Here is a 21,739-nt window from a genome sequence, read left to right as displayed (position 1 = left end):
CACCGACTTTCGGCCTTCCTGATAAGAATTATGTCGCGAAGGTATATGTCATGCCACATTGTTCACAAGGTCAAGTCTGCCGATTCTTACCAAAATCTCCACCTCGGTTTCACTGAGGTTGTATTTTGCTGCAAAACCTTGCCGGAATGTTCCATGACACCTTTTGTTGCGCCAAAATTTTATCAAGCCCGAAAGTAGCGGATGCTACCAGAGGGAAGAAAAAAAACTTAAAATATTGAGATTATGGCAAATTACGCAACAAACAATTTCTTCGCACAGACGGAGAACGAAAAAGACCTTATTACGATTGAACAGTTCATAAAAGAGAATTTCTGTGATTACTACATTGCGAGACACGGACAATGTGTCGAGAGTGAGTTTTACTCCAAATGGGAGTGCCCGGAAAAAGAGATGAATGAACTTATTTCTTTATTGGAAGCTCCAAAGCAAATTTACATTAGCATACATTCTTATGAACTCTCAAATGAGTATGTGAGTTTTAGGACGTTTTCAAACGGTGAGTGGAAAATCAAGTAAAGACAGGCTTATGTACGAGAATAATGAAGAACAGTCCGACATCATAGGTAAGAGCTGTACCTTGCTTAACCCGTACAAGGGTTATACGGAGGGAACTGTTGTCGGCGATTATGGTGATAGAATCATTGTCTCCCTGACCAGCGGCAAAGAAATATCCGAGTACCGGGATGAAGTAATCATTTATGAATAACCTAAAAATATACTTATGACACCGATAGCAAAAAAATTTGTCCAGTGGGAAGTGCCTGCACTGGAGACATTACAGAACAGTCGTGCGTACAAACTTCGTGAGAGCCTCAATAATGGCGGCAAGTTGAGCCGTGAAGATAAGAATTGGATTACACGAGAAGTAAGAAATGGAACCTATTTCAATAGAGGTATCGCATTAAGGGGTTATTACTTTGACTTCTCTGATGTGCTCAAACGATATTTCGTCAAACAATACGGCCATATTTTCGAATGTTATGCCGTCGATAAAACAGCTTTTCGCTCAGCTCTTTACGGCAGAATTGAAACTATTGTAGAATTAAAATAAGACAGGAATAATGGGAAAATATCAATTTTATCAAGACCGTAAGGTTACAAGTTGGGAACGTGATTATTTCACGGTGGAAGCGGCAAGCTACAAAGATGCGGAAGCCATTGTCCGTTCATGGAAGTGTGAGGATGTTTCTAATATCATTGACAGCCGTTTGTGCAATGATGAATGGTGTGCGCTACCCTACACATCGGAAAGTATGTTACCGGACGAAAACGGCGGTCGTCCGACAATCGAAGTATTTAATTCTAAAGGAAAAGCTATTATAAACAATGCTCCTGAAAATAAATAGCCATGAATATAACGATAGAACATATCTTCTGCCCCTATTGCGACGAAGTGATAAACTTGTATTTTATAATTATGAACACGATTCTCTTTTCGTGTAATGAAGCTGAACTTCGCACAAGTATGGAACGTCTAAAGAAAAAGACCAGGTTTGACGAGTATTTCACATACGGCTTTGGGGCACATCATCTTTGGATATGCCAGAGGAAACCGAGCGATAAAAACAAGGTCTTCGAGCATCGCATCATGATTGCCCATTTCTGACCTTGCTGTATATGTATAGGTAAGGATGGATTGCATTTTCTGGATTATTCAAGGTCATATTCTCAATACGGCGTATTGAGAATATGTACCTTCGATACTTTTTATCATGGCTATTTTCCGGGGGCAGGGATTCCTTTTTTATTTTCTTTTGGCTGCACCACACCCTTTTATAGCACATTCCATTCGCTGCGGAGCGACCCTCATGCTTTTGCCCGCAGGGGGTATTTCTGCCCGCTTTCCTGCCTGCCTCCTGCTTCCCATTGCAGCCGGAACAGACGCCTGCCGGATGCTTTGCTCGAAGCCGGCTGTCTAACTTCCGGTCATGGCCCTCCACGCAGGGCTTTTTGGCCCGCCATTGGCTCCTTTTTGCCGCTTCAATGTCAAGCGGGTGTGGCTGGCCTGCCGACTTCATGCCGGCACTACGGGAAGAATATGCCTGCTTGCGCCTTGCGGACACGTCCTTCCGAAGCCCGTCGCTTCGTGTTCTACTTTTTCACTACTGCTTTTGGCCGAAGTCACAATCATTTTCCGCCGCAAAGATAGTGTGCGGTCGGGAGCGGCTTGACAAGCCTTGACCAATGCACAGCTGTACAAATCTTCCTTTATCGGGCCTGCGGTTTTGGGGGACCAAAAATAAAGAGTATTTGCTGGCAGTCCTTGGTGCATCCCTTTGCGGCACCTACTTTTTTGGGCATCGTAAAATTGATTTGTTTAACTTCTAAAAGCATTTAGTCATGAAAAAGATTGAGAACACATTCACAGTGACAGGTTTCGTAACAAAGGACGCTGAAATCCGCAGTTTTACCAGCGCAAGTGTAGCACGTTTCTCCCTGGCCGTAGGCCGTCAGGAGAAGTCCGGTGATCAGACCAGCCGGATATCCGCTTTCCTGAATTTTGAAGCGTGGCGCAAAAACGAGAACAAAGGGTCTTTCGACTACCTGGCCAAAGGCACCCTGCTTACCGTGGAGGGCTATTTCAAGCCCGAAAGATGGACAGACAAAGACGGCATCGAGCATAACAGCATCACGATGGTAGCCGTCAAGTTCTACCCGGCAGCGGAAAAGGAGGAAGCTCCTGCGGAGCCGGCAGCGAAACCGAAACGGGGCAAGAAATAACCTCCTGCCATCCGGTCAAAAGCGGCCTTCGGGTCGCTTTTTTTATGCTCTTTACAGTCCTCTGCGAGCTGTTCCCTTTATACTTTATCCATGCCGGTCCCGCCTTCCATTGATTTTCCTGTGCAAAGTTAAGCGGGCGGGAACCGTCAAGGCGCGGCTACATTTGTGGTTAACAACCATCAACTCGCAGGCTCGTCAATACTTCTTGAACACGTTTTGGCCCTTATCCCTTTTTTATGTGTCATTCAGCATATTCATTTGTACTCTTTGCTTATATTTGCAATATTACTAATCTAATATTGAATTATATGACGGCAGAAATTCTACTGGGAATAACGGTCATAAGTATAATGCTTCAGGCTTCTCTTATGATTTTTATCAGATACCTGATTTCAAGGGAAAATCTGTTACCGGTTTTGAGAAATCTGATGTATCAAGAACTCTTTTATTATGGAGCCGGTTTCCGTACATGGTATGTTTTACGCCATTTAAAGGAATATAAGCCTTTTATTACTAAGATGTTGGCATAATTAATCTAAAAACAATGAAAGCTTTTAATATAAGAAAAAAGGTTCTATTTTTTTTGTTAGTCTTGCCTATTTTAATGTTATACTTGGCATTTTCAAGGATTGAAGTCTTTAAACTTGATGTAGATGGACATAAACGGTCTGTTTATTTTGCCCCTGCTGATAGCACACAAGATGAAAGATCTTATGTTGTGTATAATACTTTGTTTAAATCGGAGAAAGAAATTGTTGATTTTTTAATTGATTACCACGATAAACACATTTTAAAAGAGGATATTATAAAATACAATAAACTTTTGCTTTTTATGTATTTTGAACATTCTTATGCCATGAATAGAAACTATCATGAAAAAGAGGATGGTTCGGATATTATATACGATTATATGGATCAGTGTTTGTTAAAGGTTAAATATGAAATAAAAGATGATTTCATATTTGTTGATGTTGCAAAATATCATTCTACCTATACTTATAAAGTGCCTATGGCTAATCAGAATTGGGAAATAATTACTTCTATACGTAATTTGGAACAACATACGGAATACCTCTACCAAATATATAAAGAGCAAAAGCATTGATAAATAAAAATTGCCGACATATTGCACTCCCAATGTGGTGAAGCCGAGTGGTAAGGTGATGGCTACAACATTCGTGGATGCATGATTCACCATGACGGTACAAACCATGTTTTGTATCGTATCGCCAAAGACAGGATTAACCTTTTATATATACTTCTTTCCCTTTTCTATTATTCTCTCCACACCTCTATAATCCGGACCGTAAGCCGTTTATTGTTTCTGCAAATTTCGATTGCCGCCTGTCAGTCCGCTCAAGGACCTCCTTGCTTGCTCGCGGAAAATCTTCCTCACCGGCTTCGCTGGCGCGCGTATTTTTCGCAGCATCCTTGTTCTTGGACTGGCCGCCAATCCTCGGGCAGAAAAATAAACAGCCTTCCGGTACAGGATTGTATCAGAGGGAAAATAAAAAATCAAACTTAAAATTGAAGCATTATGACATTCAAAGAATTTATGCAAGAGAACGGTTACGAGGTACAGACAACCTTTTGGGAAGATTTCACAATAGCCGACCGGTTTGGGCTTTCGGCTATCCGGGACACATACAACCGTGCTTTCAAGGAGTGGAAAGAGGATTACGAATATCTGACGGAGCTTGTTTTAGTCCTCAATCACAAGATTTGGCAGCATCACAAGAGCCGTCCCGAAGTCGCAGCACTTTACAATGACCTATGGAAGCAGGCAGACCTATACGCGGTCGAAAATCTGAAAGATGACGAGTTGAGTTATTTCCTTGAAGTAACGGATTAAATGGACTTCAAAATAGAAAAGATATGACGAAAGAAGAAGTTTTACAGTATGACAAGAAATTCCGCTATATGCTTTTGTCCCGAATGCAGTCAGATTGTGAGTATTATCTGAACTATGGCAACAGGAATCCAAAACGCCTGTGGGCTGGCGATGAACAGCGACAAATCGAGTACATGCTACTGTTGTACGACAGTTTCAAGGAGGACGAGAAACCGCAATGGCTGACAATGGATGAAATTCTTGACTATCAAAAGAGAATGCTTGAGCCTGCCGCCTGATGTGAAAGATGCTGCAGCCGTCCCGATGACGGTTGCGGCATTTGCTGTACAACAAGGCTTCCCTAAAAAGCTTATTCTTCAAAACAGTCTCCTTTTATATCCCTGATATGGCGGATGGGTATCAGTGAACCATCATCCATTTCAAGCGTTCCGGCCAGAGGGTCGGACTCTTTTATAAAACCGGACTTTGTCCGGTATGAGCCGCCAGCCTTTTTACCGTCCGGCTCAAAATATACAATCTCTACAAGGATGTAATCCTTTATATGTTGCAGGATAAACGCCAGCTTCCTGTTCAGCACTTCAGCATCACTTTCGGACAGTTCCTGTTCCGCCTCCGTCAGCCTTGCTGCCTCTATAATGGCTGCATTATGCCCGGTCAGGGCGGCAAAGGGGGCAAACTGGGCGGCACGGTTGTACATGGACATCTGCGGATGCCTTTCGGAAACGTGGTGCGGTAGGTCAATAATGTCGTCGTATGGATGCTTCATGCCTTGTGTCCTCCTATCTGTTCATTGCGTTCCTTGGCGGTAGCGCCCTCTTCATAATTCAGTCCTTTCAGAATGGCGTTCTTGCCGAACTGTTTCTTGATGTTCAGAATGGCCGTCTGTATTTGGCGCTCCTTGGCAAGCCTTTCCTTTTCTTCCCTCTGTTTCCTTTCCAACGCTTCATAGTCTGTGAACAGGTCATACTGCACCGGAGCCGGATTCTTGGCTGCCGTTTCTTCATCGACGACATGGTTCGTGGTCAGGTTGATGCGTCTCACCAGCAGGTCGGGATTGACAATCCGGTCGAAAAGTTCCATGACAGCCTCGGATATGAGCCGTGCGGATGATGTCGGGCTTTCCAGATTGGCAGTGCCGTGTGCGTGCTTCGGAATTTTCCGCCCGTAATAGTCGGTCGTTATCTCACCTTTATAGGTTGTTTGTACATCCCCATTGGACAGACTGGCTGTATCATAACCGATGGTCAGCACGAGCTGGTCTGTAACCATCCTTTTGTCAAGCAGGTCGAGAGCGGCGCTTTCCGCCATTTCCCGGACTACCACGCGGGCTTTCCGTACCGTGTATGGCTCCTGGAGCACCTGCCCGCTGCTGAACGAGTTCGTTGCCGGCTTATAGGCTTTTATAAATTCCATCGTGCAAGGCTCCCATCCCCAGGCATGGTCTATCAGCAGTTCCGCATTGACGCCGAACAACTGATACAGCAGCTCCTCGTTCCTGACGGACTGCCTTGCGATGTCGCCCATCGTGTAGATGCCGTATTGCTCCAGCTTGCTGGCTATGCCTTTCCCCACACGCCAGAAATCCGTCAGCGGTCGGTGCGTCCACAGCTTCCTGCGGTATGTCATCTCGTCCAGTTCCGCTATGCGTACACCGTCCTTGTCCGCCGGGATGTGCTTGGCCTCGATGTCCATTGCTACTTTGCAGAGGTACAGATTGGTGCCAATCCCTGCTGTCGCTGTGATGCCAGTCTGCCGCAGTACATCGCCGATCATTCTTCTTGCCAATTCGTGTGCCGTGACTCCGTAGGTGGACAGATAATCCGTTACGTCCATGAACACTTCGTCTATTGAATACACATGGATGTCCTCCGGGGCAATATAGTTGAGATATATCTTGTAGATGCGCGTGCTGTGCTCGATGTAATAAGCCATGCGGGGCGTAGCGGCGATATAGTCCACCTCCCAGTCCGGATGAGCTTTCAGATCAATGTCCGACGCAGATTTTCCTGTCAGCCTGTATCCGCTTGAGTTCCTTCTGCGCCCGGCATTGACTTCCCTTAATTTCTGCTCGACCTCGAACAGCCGGGCGCGGCCTGGAATACCGTATGCTTTCAGCGAAGGACTGACGGCAAGGCAGATGGTCTTTTCCGTTCGGCTCCTGTCGGCCACGACGAGATTGGTCGTGAGCGGGTCAAGCCCACGTTCCATGCATTCGACCGAGGCGTAGAACGACTTAAGGTCAATAGCTATGTATGTCCTGCATGTGTCCTGCATGTCTGTCTTGCCAACGGGCTATCGGTCTCTCCGGTAATCAGACTTCTTGAATCCTCCCCACAGCCCTTTAAGGATTTTGCCTACCACCCAGAACACGGCTATAATCACCAGAATTTCCATACTCTACTTTTTTATATAACCATATAATTATGCACTTATATAATTATGATTTTATATAATTATATATTATAATAATATCAATTCTATAACTCATTGAGGTTCTCCTCATTTTCTTCAATGTAAGTCATTATTATTGCGGCTGCAAGCGACCTCAAAGGGATATTACGGTGCGCATTGAGGCGGATTAGTTCAAGCCGTTTCTTTACCTCTTTGGGAAGCCAGATGGCAAATCCCTGTTCGCTTATGCCGGTGTATTTTGCGAGGTTTTCCTCAAAGGCTTTCTTGCCTCTCTTGCGGCGCTTTGTCTCCTTTTCTGCGGCAGGGCCGCCGTTCGCATCCACGACGGGTTCTTTGTCCTTGCCTGGTGTCGTTATACCCCGCACGATGTCGTCCAGTCCCATGTTCGCAAGCGGGTTGTCTATTTCCGGTCTGCTGTTCTTTGCCATAGCCTTTATTTTTTAAGATCAAGTTCCTCTATTATTTTATTGAAAGCCGGTTCAAGCAGTTCCGTCTGGTTTTTCTCCAACGGGTACAGCGTGGAATATCTTTTTATGGCCACGCTCTGCCTCACCATCGGTGTAACGGTGCCTACCAACCCGAGATACCCGATTGTCTGTTCCCGTTGCCGTATCTCTTCCGCCTTCCTCTCGGCCGCGTTGATTCGGTTGGGGATGAAAATCAGGCCGGCTGATGACACCGACTTCAGAGCCTTGACGAATATGCCTGTGGCGTCCACAGTGTCCGCGTCGAATGATATGGGTATAATTGCCGTGTCCGCCGATTGGTAGATGTATGCCAGGTTGCGGTCGTTCAGGTTTCCCGGACAGTCTATCAGCACGATGCCCGGCACTTCTTTCAGTTTGCCCATGACCTGCACGAGCCGTTTATGGTCGGACGTGTCAAGCATATCCACGTTCCACGGAATCTGCGCGTCCGGAGCGGCGTCCTTTTCACGTTGACGGTGACGGAACAGCGATGCCTGAAGGTCCGCATCTATCACAAATGAGGGGAAGCCATGCTCTATAAGATGATTTGCGAACAAGGCACAGAGGGTCGTCTTGCCAACGCCTCCTTTGATGTTGCTGAATATGACAATCTTGTTTTTCATGTCTATGCGAATTTATACTGTATGATTCACCTGCAAAGATGCAAAATTATCGGCTAATATCCAAGAGAAAACAGTTAATAATTATATATTTATGATTTTATATAGTTATATAATTATATAATTCAATTTGTGATTTATTTATTTGTATATCATTGAGATACATTCAGTATAAACTAACAATATAAAGCGCATTGAACTATGTTTTTAGATACTATTGATATATAGTTATATAAATATATGGTTGCATAAATATATAAATATATAAATATATAATTATATAATGGAAGCCGAGGTCGTGCCCGAAGCATACATGGTTACATGCCCAGGTTCGTTTCTGTATCTGAACGGCAAATTGCAAATTTTATCCGGCCTTGAAAATAGGATTATACCCTCCTGTGAGCCTCAGAACAAATATTATAATTTCTTAGATAATTTTGAATCCAAGATTTGGATAGTACAAATATTTGTAGTATATTTGTGGTATAACAATAAGCAATTCAACAAGATGGACGGGGATTTCAGAATATACAAACAGAAAGACTGGTTTTGGCGCAAATATGACGGTCGCAGAAAAGAATTTAAGAACATAGACCGCAGCGCTTTTAATGCAGCCAAGGAAAGACATATCAGCCGTATGCCCAACGGATATGTTCGCAACGAGTACAAGACACGGCGCGAATACATTGCGTACTTTGCTACCATACCATACGAGTATCAAGGCGACGGTATGGACGATTTTAACCTTTACCAGCGTCCGGCGAGCAACGGTATAGGCTATGTTGCCATCTGTCCGGGTGAAAGCGGAAACAATTTCTACACGGATGACCCCATATTGGTTAGTTACCTGACTAAAAAATTCAACAAACACAATGGATAATAAAAAAGCATACAGGGAGGTCTTGGGTGAGCGCCTTAAGGCCTTTAGAGAGGAAAGAGGTCTGACAGCCTACAAGGTCGCGCAAAACGGGAACATACGGATAGAACAGGTGAAAGCGATAGAATCGGGAGAAACGAACTATACAATAGACGCTTTTCTGGGTTATATCGCTGGCAGCGACCTGTATATGTACTTCGCCGAAAAATCCCAAGGCCGAAAGAAGCCGCACGACTTTGAGGATATTGCTAACATGGCCATAAAAAATGACCCCATTTTATAAAAGACAAGCTGCCTGTTCCTCGGGCAGCCTTTTATTTATGTAAGAACTGTTCCTGTTCCGTCGCTTCTCTCTCGATAGGGCAAGAAACTAACATTAAAAGTTTTACATACAAAATAGAAACTGGATGTACGGATTTGATCTGTGTCGTTCTCTGAGCCTACACAGTCTAAATTGAACCAATATAGACCATCAATGCATTGTATATCCATATTAAAGATGATCTGTAAATCTTCATTTCGTTTTTGTCTTATAGTAAATTCCGATATGTTTTCTGCAATGATTTCAAGGTTAAGCCACCCATCTGGACTTTCTACTGATAGTTCCAAAATGATTTGGCATTCTGCCAAATTAATTTTAATCTGACGAATCAACCCATCTCCTGCATTATGCAGAGTGTGTTTCAAATAGTTTATGAAATCATTGTTGTTCATTTCTTTTGCTTTTTAGAGTGTATATTGTTCTCCAGCGTTCCGCCTGTCCAGTCGCACTGCCATTTGTTAATATCACATTAATAAAAGAATTACATTTCGGCTAATTTCCATTTTACGGAGCAAGCAGAAACATCGTCATCTATATATGCCTGCAGGTAAGAAGCTAAGTCTTTATATCGACTTTCGCCATTAGAATCATACACCCATAATTCAGGTTCAACTGTGCCGTCAAACCAGATTAGACAAATCATTTCATAACTGTTATCGCTTGCGGCAAAAATGGAAATCCTGTGTAGTGCAAATAGCCCGGTTGCATGGTCTTCCCAATTACCCATTGAAGCTTTTACACTTCCAGCAATCCCAGACAGCCGTTCATCCTCTGCACTTTCGTTCCAAAGGCTTTCCATTTCTTTCGTATCAAGCCAGTCACCATGAGTAGCGTTGACCCATTTCCCGAATGCCTCAAATCTTTCCTTCAGCATTGGCGAAGGCTTACGGTAAACCCCATTTTCAAGAGTAGGCACACCTTTGGAGAAATCTATAGACACACCTAATTGGGGTTTAAACTGTGCATCCTTCAATTCATCTTCAATGGATATGGCCACATCAAGCAATTCTTTTATCGTTTTCATTTCCTATCTATTTGTCTAATTCTTTTTTTTATGCATCTTTGTTCATATCGGTCTTTTTCAGAAGAGGTTGAGCCGCATGTTATGTACCTTTATGTGTTGGGATGACTCACCCAATTATACTTTTCCATTAACTTTTCCATTGCCCTGTTCTCCGCATTATTATTCCTATAATAAATATAAACGGATTTCAAGGTTTTCAAATGAGATAATGATCTTTCCAGTTCTTCGGTTGTCAGACATGTCAGCTCCGTTGCAACAAAGCGCTGCAAATTCGGAAGAGAGCTGATACTGTCAATACCATAGCGCAGATTAGGACAGCCTGTCAACTCCAGCAGTTCCAAGTTACTCAGTTTTGACAAGTCCGGCAAGGTTTCAAGACTGAAAGTCCAGTGCAGATAAAGTTTTTTCAGATTAACCAGCTTGGAAATCCACGAAAAGTCCGAGCATTTCGTCTGTCTTTTTAGATACAGATATTCCAAATTCGGGAATTTGTCAGGCAAACACTCGCCGTTTATCAGTCTGGAGAATATGGATAACTTCCTCATATTGAGGTTAGGATTCAGGCCCGACGCATCAATTTTATTGACTTTCAATTCTTTAAGATTTGGTAAACCATTGATGACGGAAAGCTGTTTTTTCGTTATGTCCAAATAGTTCCCGAAATTAAGAGTATCTAAGACCTTCAATTTCTGCAGGGGTTGCAATGATATGCTTCTCTTGACCAGACCTAAAATTGAAAGACTTTGCAGTAATGGAGTATATTGAACAAAGTCGATGGAATCCAATTCTGCTTTATACGGGAAGTTGGAGACAAGCAAATGCCGTACATTACTCAAAAATTCAATAACACTGAGATTATGTATCAAGTCTTCATTTTCATTACTTGTCCCTAAATCACAATCAATACAGATCGTGCAATCATTCATTTCAAGCAATTTATTAATGGACTGCAATTGACTCACAGTATAACCCTGCTTGCCAAATAATTGTATAGATTCACCTTGCATCAAGGTTATATCTTCAATTTCCTGTGATGTTTGTTTACGAATATATATCATACTGAATGTTCTCCAGCGTTCTACCTGTTCAGTTGGTACTGCCGTTTGTTAGCGACCAATTTTATTTGTTTTTTACCTCGTTCAGCCATTTACTCATCAGTTTCTCAGAAGGTGTCTTTTGCGTCCGGTCTGTATATGAAATGAATTTTTGACCGAACGGAAAGAAGTATTTTTTCCCTTCATCAGTTAAATCCCTCCTAAGAAATTCAAACTTTATAATTCTTCCTTTTGTGTCTGTCGGACGTTCTTTTAGGAAACCATTCTCCCAAGAATAAGATAATAAGACAACAAAGTCGTCGTATGCCCTTTCAATATCGTCTGTGAAACCACTATTGAAAGAAAATATAGAAGAAAAATCATAGATTAAATCCTTCTCGGCATATAAATCCTCATAAATGGCTTTAAATAAAGAACAAAGCAATTCCTTATTGGCCGTATCTTCTACTAAAATGAAATCCTTTTCTCCCGGCGGATTTTTATATGGACGACAGACTTTTGCATCAGGCAACAACTCTTTCCCTTTGTCGGTAAGAAAGAGATAGCACTGATTCTGATACAAGACACCTATCTTCTTTCCATTGATTCGGAGTATATATTCTCCAAAGATTGGTTCAGCGGAGACATTAATTATACTTCGTGTCTGTTTCTCTATAAAATCCGCATATTTTTTTGTCGTCATACCATTTTTATTTGTGGGTTGCTAATGTCCGGCAGCGTTCCGCCTATTCAGTCAGTTCGCCGTTTGTTCGCAAGATTATTCAATTCCTCTAAAGCAACAACATATTGAGGACAGCTTGTTTCAATACTGCCATCTATTTCCTTATGTGTAGCTTTTATATGTTCGTCTTTATCTATTTCAAAATAGAAAAGCTGGGCATCAGGATTAATGAAATAGCCATATTGATTATCAAACTCATCTTCATAATAATTTATTAGAAGGCCGTGCTCTACATCCAAATTGCAACTTTGTAGCAACACTTTCAAATCAATCCATTCTTCTTTCAGCAGATGAGTTAATTCGACAATTTCGTCTCTGTATAATTGGAACTCTTCTTGATTCATATTATTATTGTTTGAATGTTGATAATGGATCATATCTTGCCCTGTCAAACGGAGCAGCTACATGTTACAGACCAGTTTAAGAACATTGCCAGAAGCCTGCGATAATTTCACCGGTTACATTGTGCTTATACAAATACAAAGCACCATACGCAAATACACAGTGCATACCATCCCTATAGCCTTCTTCGTCTATCTGCAAATAGAATGAATATCCGTCTTTTTCCAATTCCTCATAATAGTAATCTTTCCACTGAATAAAACGTGGTTCACCACCTACTTTGATAAATTGAAAATCACTGTCTTGTGGATAATAATAAACGCTGATAGAATTGATAGATAATTTTTTGATGCTTTTTTCTGAACGAGAACCCATTTCTGAATACTCATGTTCAATGACTTTTACAGCTATAGATGGATAAATATTATCCTGTAATAATGAGTTAAAGTCACCATGTATAAAAATAGACAGCATCCTGTTTTCTTTCTCCGGATGCACCAATGTTGCATAAAACAAATATCCGTCAGGAATACTGTTCTCTACTATCTGTGGAGGATTTCCTCCGATTCTTCCCTTTACGTTAGCGTCAAAAGGAATACATTTGGCATATTGTTCGTTCATATTTCTTTGTTTTAATTATTATCGGTAATGTCTGTAAATAATGAAATGAATGTCATTCCGTTTCCTCTGTTCCCTTTTTTCGTCTCGGTCCTTTGGTCCGGCCCCTGTTCAAATCGACATTGTATTTGTTCAGTATGCGGAATATCGAGCTCCTGCTGCTGAATCCGCTTACGCTGGCAATGTCGTCGATGGAATAGCCGTTGTTATACATGTCCACGATGGTCCTTTCCCTCTCAGTCCTGGATAAAGTTTTCTCCGTCTTGGCCGGCGACTTGATATTCTTCTGGAACATCATGATATGGCTGGAAGACTTCCGCAGTGCGGCTATTTCTTCCGGGAGGGCTCCGACCATTTCGAGAACCTCTGCCGCCGTAGTCTCCTTGAACAGCTCGTTACGGCTGTCAATCCTGTCATGGATGGAAATCAGGCGCACGACCTTGATCCTGCACATCTCTATGCAGACGGCAAGCTCACGCACCCCGCGAACCGCGTTGCTGAACTTCGATACCACAAGCTCGTCGCCCCGGTCAAGGGCATTCATGAGCTGTTTCCATTGCGGACGCATCAGTTCATGGTCAGTCTCTTCCTCTATCACCTGTACACAGCCGAAATTCAGCATCCACTCCTTATCGGCCTCGTATGAGTCATAGTGATTAGCCTTGAATATGTATCCTACTTTTGCCATTTTCTTGCACTTAAAATGATAACTGATACAAAGGTAATATTTTTATTTGTTTGAAATCATACTCTGCCGTATTTATTCAAAAAATCATATCCGGACCCTACTTTTTCTTTCACTTGTTTTCATTGTAAATCATACTGTTGAATATGAAGAAAAATAATTGTCAAATTCTCGTTTTACATGGCGTTTTATGGCAAATATTATATAGTTTTGTGTCGTTTTAATATGAAAATACAATATGGAATTAACAAAATCATATTCAAAATCAAGGTCGCTTCTGGCCGGATTGGTTGCCGCTTCAGTAGCCATATCCCTGTCCGTTTCTTGCAGCGGCGGGAGTGGCAGTGCGGAGCCGCCAATGAAAGATGACCCGGTCGGAACATACGGCAGGTTCCTGAGTGAAATCAGAGGCATGGACACCCTTTCGTCGGAAGAGCTGGCCGGATATGTCAACCGCTGGCAGTCCCTCAAGGATTCCGTCTTTTTCTATGCGGCGCAGGACACTTCCGGCAATCCACATTCCGACCTGTACGGCAAATGCGGCGAGATTCACGATTCGCTCCGCACGGAGTTCGTCCGTCTGGCCCGGTCAGGAACCCGTTCCTATCAGGACGTGTTCACGCTCATGGAAAGGACTTCTCCCTATTGCGGCGACAAGGAACTGACGGATGCGGCAGACAGTATAAGACCGTTCTTCGGTTCTCTTGACAGTATCCCGCCCCTTGCCGTTGACGGCGACGGCATTCGTTCGGCGTACCGCCGGTTGCTTGCCGGGACATTGCAGGGCGGAATACATAGTCTTACCGGCCTGAAAACATTCATCAGGGACGAGGATGTCATGTTCCGCACCTTTCTTGCGCACCTTGACGGTCTGGCCGGAGAGGATATGTCGGACCTGACAAAAGACACGGAACGGTGCTGCTCGCTGGTTTTCCTCGCTGCGGAGAACAAGGAGATTTCCTACCGGGATGCGATGATATACATGGCCATGCGCACCAACCGCCGGATTATACAGAATGCGGTCGCCTGCCTCGATGACATCCGCGAGGGCAAGGTGAAATCCAGGGCGCAGGCGTTCGGATATGCGTGCATGATACTGCAGCCCTACATCTCGATGGACGGCATCTGCACGGTTCTGCTCTCCGCCCGGGAAAAGGAGGAACTGCGCGGCATCTCACAACAGATGCCTGGGGCCTTTGCCGGACTGGGAGAAATCCTGCAGTCCGACAATGACGGGCTGGCGGAACTGCCCGGCACGCTGATGGGGATATATATCCGGACATTATAAACGAAATACAAAACAGACATGACTATGCTACGACATTTCCTGAACGATTTCCTTTCTTTCGTCCCGTTGCAGCTGCCGCAACTCCTTGATGTGACGACAATGGAGGAGCCGCAGTTCTATGGCGACTATGTACTGCTCACATTTCCTCTGCACGACACCTACGAGCTGGAAGAGGTAATGGACATGTTCGAGGACGACATGGAACTGATTACACTGTACCACCATATCCCGATGCCGACGGAGCAGTACGGGCACAGCACCTGTGCATACTCCAATCCCGCATTCGGGCAGATGTTCAAGATGAACGCCAAGACCGATGCCGACGGCATGGTCAGCTGCGTATTCGCCACCATCTACGATTCGATGGACCTGATGTACGGAGACCTTTGCCTCGATCTCGAACTGCATTCCAGAAGCGGGGCGTTGAAGTACAGCAGGAGCAAGGAAGAAGTTCTGATGGATTTTATGTAATTCAGGCTTATGCGAAACACACTGTACCGACAGATGGTTTACTGGATCAATGCGCACAGGACATGGATTGAAGTGGCCGATGACAGCCTCTTCAGGGAACACGTCATCGCAAGAAGCGACAGGACGGACTACCTCGTTTCCCGCACGCTGGTGCTGCGGGCATTCAGGCCGCACGGAGAGTGCGCCGAGGGCACCGTATGGCACATTCCCGAACATGATTTGGACAGGGCGTTGGCCACACTGCGCAAGCAGGACAGGCAGTTCCGCCAGCGGATCAAGAAAGCCGCCATGTACCTTACCGCCAAGGATGCGGAATCCATTATACAACTGGCCACGCACGGCATTGTCCGGTTGGAACTGCTCGAACAGCCCATACACATGACTTCAAAACCATACCGCTTATGATTTGTCTTTTATTACAGTTCGTATTCCTTGCGCTGCCTGTCTTTCTGCCGATGGCGTTGTACAGGAGCCGCCGTCCCTTCATGGCAGCATTCTACCGCGCCATGACAGGCAATGCCCGGGCCCGCAAGCTCTACACGCAGGTGCTCGTGGTCCTGCTGCTCCTTTTCCACTATGTCTATACGACCGGACACCCCGGACAGTTCGGCACGGTATTGTCTGCCATCGTATGTGCCGCCATGTTCTCCGCCGGGAGGACGGACAGATGGCTCCGCAAGCTGCTCGACCGTCCGAAGGCATTTGTCGCCTGCGGCGGCTTCGCACTGGCAGTATGTGCCGTGCCGCAGTTGTTCACCCTGTCCGTCACCGTCTCATATATCCTTCTGGCTGCCCTGTTCTATCCCTCCGGCAGAGTCCTGACCGAATGGGAGGACCGGGACAGGAGACTTTACCTGTCGGAACATCCGGATGAGATGTCCGACATCTACCACTGCAATCATCACGCGAGGCTGCCATGATAATGCGGACAGAAGCGGCCTTATCTTATCCGCACAATAGTCAATCACAAAAAACAGAATGAAGATGAAGAATAAAGAAGAAATGACCGCAACCATATCGGCAAGTATCGGCCTGTTCGACTTCCTCAAGGAAAAGGTCGGTGAACGCAAGACAAGGACGGAAGCCTATTGCGACCTGTTGGACAAGTCGCTGGCAGGCTTTGTTTCCCCTTTTTTAAGAAATCAGGATTTCGAGCTCCGGCCGAGTCAGTGCCATGTGACCGTTTCAGACCTCGCAACCGAATGGCGGTGGCACAGGGCCACTGTCCGTTCCTTTCTGGATACGCTGGAATCATTCGGACAGCTGGAAAGGACGAAACTGCCGAAAAGCATGGTCATCACCATGCACCTGCATGATGGCAGCCATGCCGTACCTGATATTGTACAGAGAACCGCAGGCATTGTCCGACAGTTGAACGGAATCCTGTCCGGATGGATAAACGGCAGCATCATTTCCGATGATGCCGGTATTGCCTGCGGGCAGGTTGTACACAAGGCCATCACCGATGCCGGACTCAAGGATGAACTGCCGGAAGACGACTGCCGTGTCACCTTGCAGAAGTTGCCGGAGAGGATGGACGCGCGGGTGCTGGAAATCCGAACCGTCGCCGTGGAGTGCATCGTCCTTGCCGCCCTTCGGAAAGTGTTGCGCCGGTCGAAGCCGGAAGAAAGCATGAAGCTCATGCAATACTTCTGTTTTGATCTGGGAGCAAGCTGGCCGTCATTCATTGACCTGTCAAAGACCCTTGCAGAGCAAATTCTGAACTTAGGGAAGGAAAAGGACATCGACCACGACCATCAGCTGCTCCTTGACGACCTTCACGACCCGTTCCTGTCGGCTGCGGCGAAAGCCCTGGAGAAATCCGCAGGTGCGGACTGCCGAACCCCATTGTATAACCACGGATAATCCGTCCAGCAACCGGCGTAGCCGTCCTGCCATTTATAGCAGGCATCCGGGCTTGCCCGTCTGCCACCAAACAAAGGGATGGGTAGCCTAATACCCCATTTTAGTGAAAACAACATCCAAACAAAGGAAGAAAAGTCAAACAAAAGAAAGATAAATACATTGATTATAAGTCTTTTAATGAAATATAGCTATTTCGTCAAAATTTCATAATATCTCATTAGTGTGACATTTTTTTGTGACATTTTTTGGATGGATTTTCTATCTTTGCAGCGTAATCATCCAATCATCTGTTATGGCAAAGGCGACACTCTCACTCTCGAAGAAAGCGAATGCACACGGCGAGCATCCCATACTGGTACGACTTGACATCACACGCACCAACCGTCCGCAGTTCAAGTCCAACATTACCGTCCTGCCGGAGTATTTTGCCGATGGCGAAATCAAGATACCGATGCGCGGCAAGCTCAATGCGGCGTTCCGTGACGAACTGCTGAAAAAGAAGACGGACATCGAGGCGTTCATCGCTTCGCTACAGGCCATTGCCATGTCCTTGCCGGAGGGAACACGCACACGCAAGGACATCCTTGATGTGTACGAGGTGGTGAGATCGGTCAATCCTGCCGAAATCAGCCGAACGACTATTGTCGCCAAGAAAAAGGAACAGGCCGCAGCCAATGCCGAACTCGTCCGCCAGTTACAGGAGGTGCGCAGACCGGGACTGCTTGAGTTTGTCCGCAAAAGGCTGGAGGGCATGAGGAACGGAACAATCAAACGCAAGGGTAACAACTACACGAAAGAGACCCTGCACACTTATACGGGTTTCGCCAATATACTTGAAAACTTCGTCAAACTGCATCCTTTCGAGTGGGAAGACATAAACGAGCGGCTGATAGACGAGTTTGTCCTTTATATGGAGGAATACGGCTATATGAAGAAAACCATAAACAAGAACCTCGCCGTATTCTCCGCCATGCTCAACACCGCTTTCAAGGAGGGCTACCGTTTCAAGGCATCGGTACTTGACCACTTTCCGAAACTCCATGTGACCCGTGAAGACAAGGTGGTGGAAATCTATCTGACAGAGGAGGAACTGCAGGCACTCTATGAGATGCCGCTAAGCGGAAAGGAAGACAAGGCCCGTGATGTGTTCCTCGTCGGCTGCTACACAAGCCAACGCTTTTCAGACTATTCCCATATCACGGAGCGTAATGTGAGTTTCCATGACGGGGTGGGTATTATCACGCTGACACAGCAGAAGACCGGGACGGAAGTCACCATTCCCATACTCAACGACAACCTTATCCGAATCTTCGAGAAATATGATTACAACCTGCCATACATCCACAACAATGACTTGAATGAAATAATCAAAATCATTCTTGAAAAGCTCTCCGAATCAGTACCGAGCCTGAAGCAGGAGATGGCGACCAAAATCACGCTTGTAAGCCAAAGAATGGAGGAACAGAACAAGGTACAGTTCAAGCGCAACGAACACGGCGAAGCCCTTGTGCCAAGATACAGGCTCGCCACCACGCACACGGCACGGCGGACGGGCATCACCCTCATGTACCTGAGCAAGCTGCTCGACAGCCACGAAATGATGTCCATAAGCGGACATAAGACGGAAAGCGTATTCAACGATTACATCAAAATCAGCGGTATCGAACTGGCAACAAGCATCGCCAAGAAAGTGGCAAAGGCAAAGCAGGAGGCTGAAGTGAAATCCATGCTCATGGAGCAGTTGGGGCAAATGTCGGCAGAACAGCTCGCCGCCTTGCTGGAACAATCGAAGACCGGAACAAATGACTGACCCTTATATCCCTATTGAACATATGAAAGAGAACATCGAAGACATAAATGCCGATATAGAATTGCAGTATGGCCAGCGGAACATGGAGCGCAACATCGCCTATATCCTCTCACTTGTAGAAGCCCGCCTCAAGGAGGACGGAGAACTGGATGACGAGATTCCCGTGCCGTCGGTCGAAGCGGCCGCCAAGACCATCATACTGCTCATAGACCGCCCCGAATTGCCGTGGGAGACCATCTGCAGGGAGAAGCGTGTCAAGCATGTCGTGGAATACCTTTTTATCCGGGCACGCAACCATCCTGATGAAGTGCATAACTTTGTGGATTCCCTCCTGAGGAAATACCTGCCGGAGGTACCGCCACAGATGATACGGACATATCTGAATGCATGGAAACAGATAGCCGGACAGCAGAAGCCTTCCGGATTTACGGATGAAATCCTTTACCCGGAACATTCGGAGAAAATTCTCGACACCCTGCATTTCCTGCTGCAAGGCGAGGTCGGCAGAGGTGCGGCACTTGTCATGGTGTGCGCAAGGGATGAGGGGCTTGTGAGGAACATCGCCCATGCCAAAATCGTTACCGAGTTCCGTCATGTGACGAAGACCGCCTACAACAATTACCTGCACGAGCGTTTTACCGACAAGGAAAAGAAAAACATCATCGGAACACTGCGGACTAAAATCGGTTATACCAAAGAGAATGACGGGCGCATCGTCTTCCTGTCCGGTAAGCCAAGCCGGAAGAGCGTGTTCGTGCAGTTATGGCGGATGATAAAATCATTGGCCGAATAATTTCATTTCCCCTCTTTTCGCAGATTACTGGCCTGCTCCCGGACTATCGGAGGCAGGTCTTTTTATAGGTTTATCCCTGTCTAATCTGTTAAATCCGTTCACAAAAATGTTTTCCGGTGTCCGGCAGTTAATGACAACCCGAAATATTCCGTAATCGTTTCAAAGCGTTCTAATTTCGCAGTGCGAATCCGCCGAAGACCTCACTCCGGCGGTGCAGCCCGGGCAGGTGCGAGGCGAATGTCTTGCCGTGAGGGTCGCAAGAAAACCTGCCCTTACCATGATGAAATCTTCAAATGAACTGGAATCACGACAGCCCGAGACCATAGTCATCACTTCTGTCGATACACTGAAGTCCGCCTTTCAACAATGGGCGGAGGAACAGGCACGCTGTGCCGCCGCTAAGGATGCTATGCTTGACGAGGCGGCTGTCCGTCACAGGCTCGGCAAAAGCCATGCGACACTATGGAGGTGGAACAAGTCCGGCTACCTGACCTGCCACAAGGTCGGCGGAAAGAACTGCTACCGTCTGACGGACATCGAACGAATAGAGGGAGGGAATAAAAAATGAACATCGAACAACTGACGGACATCATCGCACGGCATGACCCTCTTTTAGCTGATGCGGTCGGCAAAATGGTCGGCTACATTCAGGACAGGTGGGCAGCACCGTACCCATCAAAGGAACAGACGGAAGCGGTCAATGCCTACCTCCGTTCTGTCCATGCGGACGGTGACGGCAAGATGAGCGAGAACAACATCGCCCACCGCAGGATTGCCACGCAGAAGATAACCATCAGCGCCATCCGGGTGCTTGACCATGACCAACTCAACCGCTTGCAGGATGTGCTGAACCACATCGCAGCGGACAGGGAATATCACATGCCGGAACAAGGGTATAGCATGGGCATGTAGCTGACCAGTGTAACACCTATAAATATCATATACTATGTGCAAGAACGAACAGAGCATACATTACTGCACCATCCTTTCCGCCGGGCAGTGGGATTTCCTTTTGGACGGCAAAGCCGCCATCGACAGGCAGAAGTGCCTGCACAGACTTATGACCGCAGCCGTGCGGACAAAGACCGCCCTCCGTATCAAGGGCGTTGAGATTGAGTTGGAGGTGGGAGAAGTCGCAGCTTCCGATGTGGAACTGGCGGAATACATGGACTGCAACCGCAAGACCATCGGGAAGCTCATCAACAGCTTCAACAGGCTCGGTATGCTGACCACCCGAACTAACAACCGCACTTCCGTACACACCCTGCATTTCCTGACGGGGTGGTATGTGGATGGTGTCCTGCTGACCAATCCCCACTATGTCAAGCCTGCGGCTGTTTCCAAAGGACAGACAGACGGAGTGCGGACACCATACTCTAATGATATGCCGTTGGAGAATAAACCGTGTACCGTGCCGGACGGTTGTCAATGCCCAAGGCAGGATGCGGACAGCACGGCAGGCGGAGCAGCCGCCCTTTCTTCTTCCCTATGTTCGCCTGTAGTTTCCGACAGGTCGGATGACAGAGCGGATGCGGAGGACGAAGCCGACAATTCCCATGTCAAAGACAACGGGCAGCATGGCAATAACCCCGTAGAAAGCCTGAAAGAAGCGCAGGACGGCACGAATGGCGGCGTGGATGACCCCGACATAGCCGGGAGGAACTGACGGGCGCACAGCGCAGGATTTCAGCGGTACTCCGTTGGCGTGGCGTGACTGACTGGGCTTGCCCAGATATAGCCCACTATAACTTCTCCGCTGTGCTCCGAAGTTGTG

Annotated in this window: 32 protein-coding genes; 21 read left to right on the top strand and 11 right to left on the bottom strand. The window is 46.2% G+C overall.

The genetic code is table 11. The features are described 5' to 3' along the window. Nucleotides 1-243: 243 nt before the first annotated feature. The 9 genes from M3090_RS08830 to M3090_RS08790 all read left to right on the top strand — a co-directional run bounded on the left by M3090_RS08830 (nt 244) and on the right by M3090_RS08790 (nt 4,872). Nucleotides 244-537 (top strand): hypothetical protein, encoded by a 294-nt coding sequence (locus M3090_RS08830; RefSeq protein WP_087334757.1) that lies wholly within the window; start codon nt 244-246, stop codon nt 535-537. A gap of 10 nt (nt 538-547) precedes the next feature. Further along, on the top strand, nt 548-727 hold the full coding sequence (locus M3090_RS08825) for a ribonuclease P (RefSeq protein WP_087334759.1): 180 nt from the start codon (nt 548-550) through the stop codon (nt 725-727). Nucleotides 728-742: 15 nt separating this feature from the next. Beyond that, nucleotides 743-1,072, top strand: a complete 330-nt coding sequence (locus M3090_RS08820) for a molybdenum ABC transporter ATP-binding protein (RefSeq protein ID WP_249055326.1) — start codon at nt 743-745, stop codon at nt 1,070-1,072. Between the two features lie 10 nt (nt 1,073-1,082). Then, nucleotides 1,083-1,367, top strand: a complete 285-nt coding sequence (locus M3090_RS08815; RefSeq protein ID WP_249055324.1) for a hypothetical protein — start codon at nt 1,083-1,085, stop codon at nt 1,365-1,367. 2 nt (nt 1,368-1,369) lie between these two features. Continuing rightward, nucleotides 1,370-1,627, top strand: a complete 258-nt coding sequence (locus tag M3090_RS08810; protein WP_087334768.1) for a hypothetical protein — start codon at nt 1,370-1,372, stop codon at nt 1,625-1,627. 734 nt (nt 1,628-2,361) lie between these two features. Beyond that, nucleotides 2,362-2,742, top strand: a complete 381-nt coding sequence (locus tag M3090_RS08805; protein WP_149921143.1) for a single-stranded DNA-binding protein — start codon at nt 2,362-2,364, stop codon at nt 2,740-2,742. Nucleotides 2,743-3,286: 544 nt separating this feature from the next. Then, complete coding sequence (locus tag M3090_RS08800; RefSeq protein WP_249055321.1) at nt 3,287-3,847, top strand: hypothetical protein; 561 nt, start codon at nt 3,287-3,289, stop codon at nt 3,845-3,847. A gap of 432 nt (nt 3,848-4,279) precedes the next feature. Then, nucleotides 4,280-4,594, top strand: coding sequence for a hypothetical protein (locus M3090_RS08795; RefSeq protein ID WP_249055319.1), 315 nt, complete (start codon nt 4,280-4,282; stop codon nt 4,592-4,594). 23 nt (nt 4,595-4,617) lie between these two features. Continuing rightward, nucleotides 4,618-4,872, top strand: coding sequence for an LPD11 domain-containing protein (locus tag M3090_RS08790; protein WP_249055316.1), 255 nt, complete (start codon nt 4,618-4,620; stop codon nt 4,870-4,872). 71 nt (nt 4,873-4,943) lie between these two features. Here M3090_RS08790 and M3090_RS08785 read toward each other — a convergent pair whose 3' ends face one another. From M3090_RS08785 to M3090_RS08770, 4 genes are all read right to left on the bottom strand, one after another. After that, on the bottom strand, nt 4,944-5,360 hold the full coding sequence (locus M3090_RS08785; RefSeq protein WP_249055314.1) for a hypothetical protein: 417 nt from the start codon (nt 5,358-5,360) through the stop codon (nt 4,944-4,946). After that, nucleotides 5,357-6,868: a DNA methylase gene (locus M3090_RS08780; RefSeq protein WP_249055313.1), complete on the bottom strand. Its 1,512-nt coding sequence runs from the start codon at nt 6,866-6,868 to the stop codon at nt 5,357-5,359. Before M3090_RS08780 ends, M3090_RS08785 begins: the two co-directional genes overlap by 4 nt. Before the next feature lie 203 nt (nt 6,869-7,071). Then, entirely contained in the window at nt 7,072-7,434 is a 363-nt protein-coding gene (locus M3090_RS08775) for a hypothetical protein (RefSeq protein ID WP_087334786.1), read from the bottom strand. Nucleotides 7,435-7,439: 5 nt separating this feature from the next. Next, nucleotides 7,440-8,096, bottom strand: coding sequence for a ParA family protein (locus tag M3090_RS08770; RefSeq protein ID WP_149921250.1), 657 nt, complete (start codon nt 8,094-8,096; stop codon nt 7,440-7,442). 475 nt (nt 8,097-8,571) lie between these two features. Here M3090_RS08770 and M3090_RS08765 point away from each other — a divergent pair, with 475 nt between their 5' ends. Then, nucleotides 8,572-8,973, top strand: coding sequence for a hypothetical protein (locus M3090_RS08765; protein WP_249055310.1), 402 nt, complete (start codon nt 8,572-8,574; stop codon nt 8,971-8,973). Further along, the gene (locus M3090_RS08760) at nt 8,966-9,253 is read left to right on the top strand and encodes a helix-turn-helix domain-containing protein (RefSeq protein WP_249055308.1); all 288 of its coding nucleotides are present in this window, start codon (nt 8,966-8,968) and stop codon (nt 9,251-9,253) included. Before M3090_RS08765 ends, M3090_RS08760 begins: the two co-directional genes overlap by 8 nt. 35 nt (nt 9,254-9,288) lie before the next feature. On the opposite strand, the gene M3090_RS08755 is transcribed toward M3090_RS08760, so the two are convergent. From M3090_RS08755 to M3090_RS08725, 7 genes are all read right to left on the bottom strand, one after another. Next, complete coding sequence (locus tag M3090_RS08755; RefSeq protein WP_249055306.1) at nt 9,289-9,684, bottom strand: hypothetical protein; 396 nt, start codon at nt 9,682-9,684, stop codon at nt 9,289-9,291. Between the two features lie 89 nt (nt 9,685-9,773). After that, a complete protein-coding gene (locus tag M3090_RS08750) occupies nt 9,774-10,316 on the bottom strand; it encodes a hypothetical protein (protein WP_249055303.1) in 543 nt (180 codons plus the stop codon). A gap of 89 nt (nt 10,317-10,405) precedes the next feature. After that, entirely contained in the window at nt 10,406-11,374 is a 969-nt protein-coding gene (locus M3090_RS08745; protein ID WP_249055301.1) for a hypothetical protein, read from the bottom strand. Nucleotides 11,375-11,435: 61 nt separating this feature from the next. Continuing rightward, nucleotides 11,436-12,053 carry a hypothetical protein gene (locus M3090_RS08740; RefSeq protein WP_249055298.1) on the bottom strand — a complete coding sequence of 206 codons (618 nt, stop codon included), beginning with the start codon at nt 12,051-12,053 and terminating at the stop codon, nt 11,436-11,438. Nucleotides 12,054-12,100: 47 nt separating this feature from the next. Then, nucleotides 12,101-12,436, bottom strand: a complete 336-nt coding sequence (locus M3090_RS08735; protein ID WP_249055296.1) for a hypothetical protein — start codon at nt 12,434-12,436, stop codon at nt 12,101-12,103. 76 nt (nt 12,437-12,512) lie between these two features. Further along, nucleotides 12,513-13,055, bottom strand: coding sequence for a hypothetical protein (locus tag M3090_RS08730; RefSeq protein WP_249055294.1), 543 nt, complete (start codon nt 13,053-13,055; stop codon nt 12,513-12,515). Nucleotides 13,056-13,107: 52 nt separating this feature from the next. Further along, nucleotides 13,108-13,740, bottom strand: a complete 633-nt coding sequence (locus tag M3090_RS08725; protein WP_087334828.1) for a recombinase family protein — start codon at nt 13,738-13,740, stop codon at nt 13,108-13,110. Nucleotides 13,741-13,975: 235 nt separating this feature from the next. On the opposite strand from M3090_RS08725, the gene M3090_RS08720 reads away from it, so the two are divergent. The 10 genes from M3090_RS08720 to M3090_RS08675 all read left to right on the top strand — a co-directional run bounded on the left by M3090_RS08720 (nt 13,976) and on the right by M3090_RS08675 (nt 21,631). Continuing rightward, a complete protein-coding gene (locus M3090_RS08720; RefSeq protein WP_249055292.1) occupies nt 13,976-15,025 on the top strand; it encodes a hypothetical protein in 1,050 nt (349 codons plus the stop codon). Between the two features lie 18 nt (nt 15,026-15,043). Continuing rightward, nucleotides 15,044-15,496, top strand: coding sequence for a hypothetical protein (locus M3090_RS08715; RefSeq protein ID WP_087334830.1), 453 nt, complete (start codon nt 15,044-15,046; stop codon nt 15,494-15,496). Between the two features lie 9 nt (nt 15,497-15,505). Then, on the top strand, nt 15,506-15,901 hold the full coding sequence (locus tag M3090_RS08710; protein WP_149921244.1) for a hypothetical protein: 396 nt from the start codon (nt 15,506-15,508) through the stop codon (nt 15,899-15,901). Further along, a complete protein-coding gene (locus M3090_RS08705) occupies nt 15,898-16,416 on the top strand; it encodes a hypothetical protein (RefSeq protein ID WP_249055290.1) in 519 nt (172 codons plus the stop codon). Before M3090_RS08710 ends, M3090_RS08705 begins: the two co-directional genes overlap by 4 nt. 64 nt (nt 16,417-16,480) lie before the next feature. Then, nucleotides 16,481-17,362: a hypothetical protein gene (locus tag M3090_RS08700; RefSeq protein ID WP_249055288.1), complete on the top strand. Its 882-nt coding sequence runs from the start codon at nt 16,481-16,483 to the stop codon at nt 17,360-17,362. A 292-nt stretch (nt 17,363-17,654) separates the two neighbouring features. Beyond that, nucleotides 17,655-19,172, top strand: coding sequence for a phage integrase SAM-like domain-containing protein (locus M3090_RS08695; protein WP_249055287.1), 1,518 nt, complete (start codon nt 17,655-17,657; stop codon nt 19,170-19,172). Between the two features lie 22 nt (nt 19,173-19,194). Continuing rightward, nucleotides 19,195-19,965 (top strand): hypothetical protein, encoded by a 771-nt coding sequence (locus M3090_RS08690; RefSeq protein WP_249055285.1) that lies wholly within the window; start codon nt 19,195-19,197, stop codon nt 19,963-19,965. A gap of 277 nt (nt 19,966-20,242) precedes the next feature. Further along, nucleotides 20,243-20,533, top strand: a complete 291-nt coding sequence (locus tag M3090_RS08685) for a hypothetical protein (RefSeq protein ID WP_249055283.1) — start codon at nt 20,243-20,245, stop codon at nt 20,531-20,533. Then, nucleotides 20,530-20,877, top strand: coding sequence for a hypothetical protein (locus M3090_RS08680; RefSeq protein WP_249055281.1), 348 nt, complete (start codon nt 20,530-20,532; stop codon nt 20,875-20,877). Before M3090_RS08685 ends, M3090_RS08680 begins: the two co-directional genes overlap by 4 nt. A 34-nt stretch (nt 20,878-20,911) precedes the next feature. Beyond that, complete coding sequence (locus tag M3090_RS08675; protein WP_249055279.1) at nt 20,912-21,631, top strand: hypothetical protein; 720 nt, start codon at nt 20,912-20,914, stop codon at nt 21,629-21,631. Nucleotides 21,632-21,739 lie beyond the last annotated feature (108 nt).

Source organism: Bacteroides sp. ET71 (assembly GCF_023336905.1).
Taxonomy (GTDB): Bacteria; Bacteroidota; Bacteroidia; order Bacteroidales; family Bacteroidaceae; genus Bacteroides.
The sequence above is the reverse complement of the archived record's forward strand: the minus strand, read 5'-3'. Positions and strand labels throughout refer to the sequence as shown.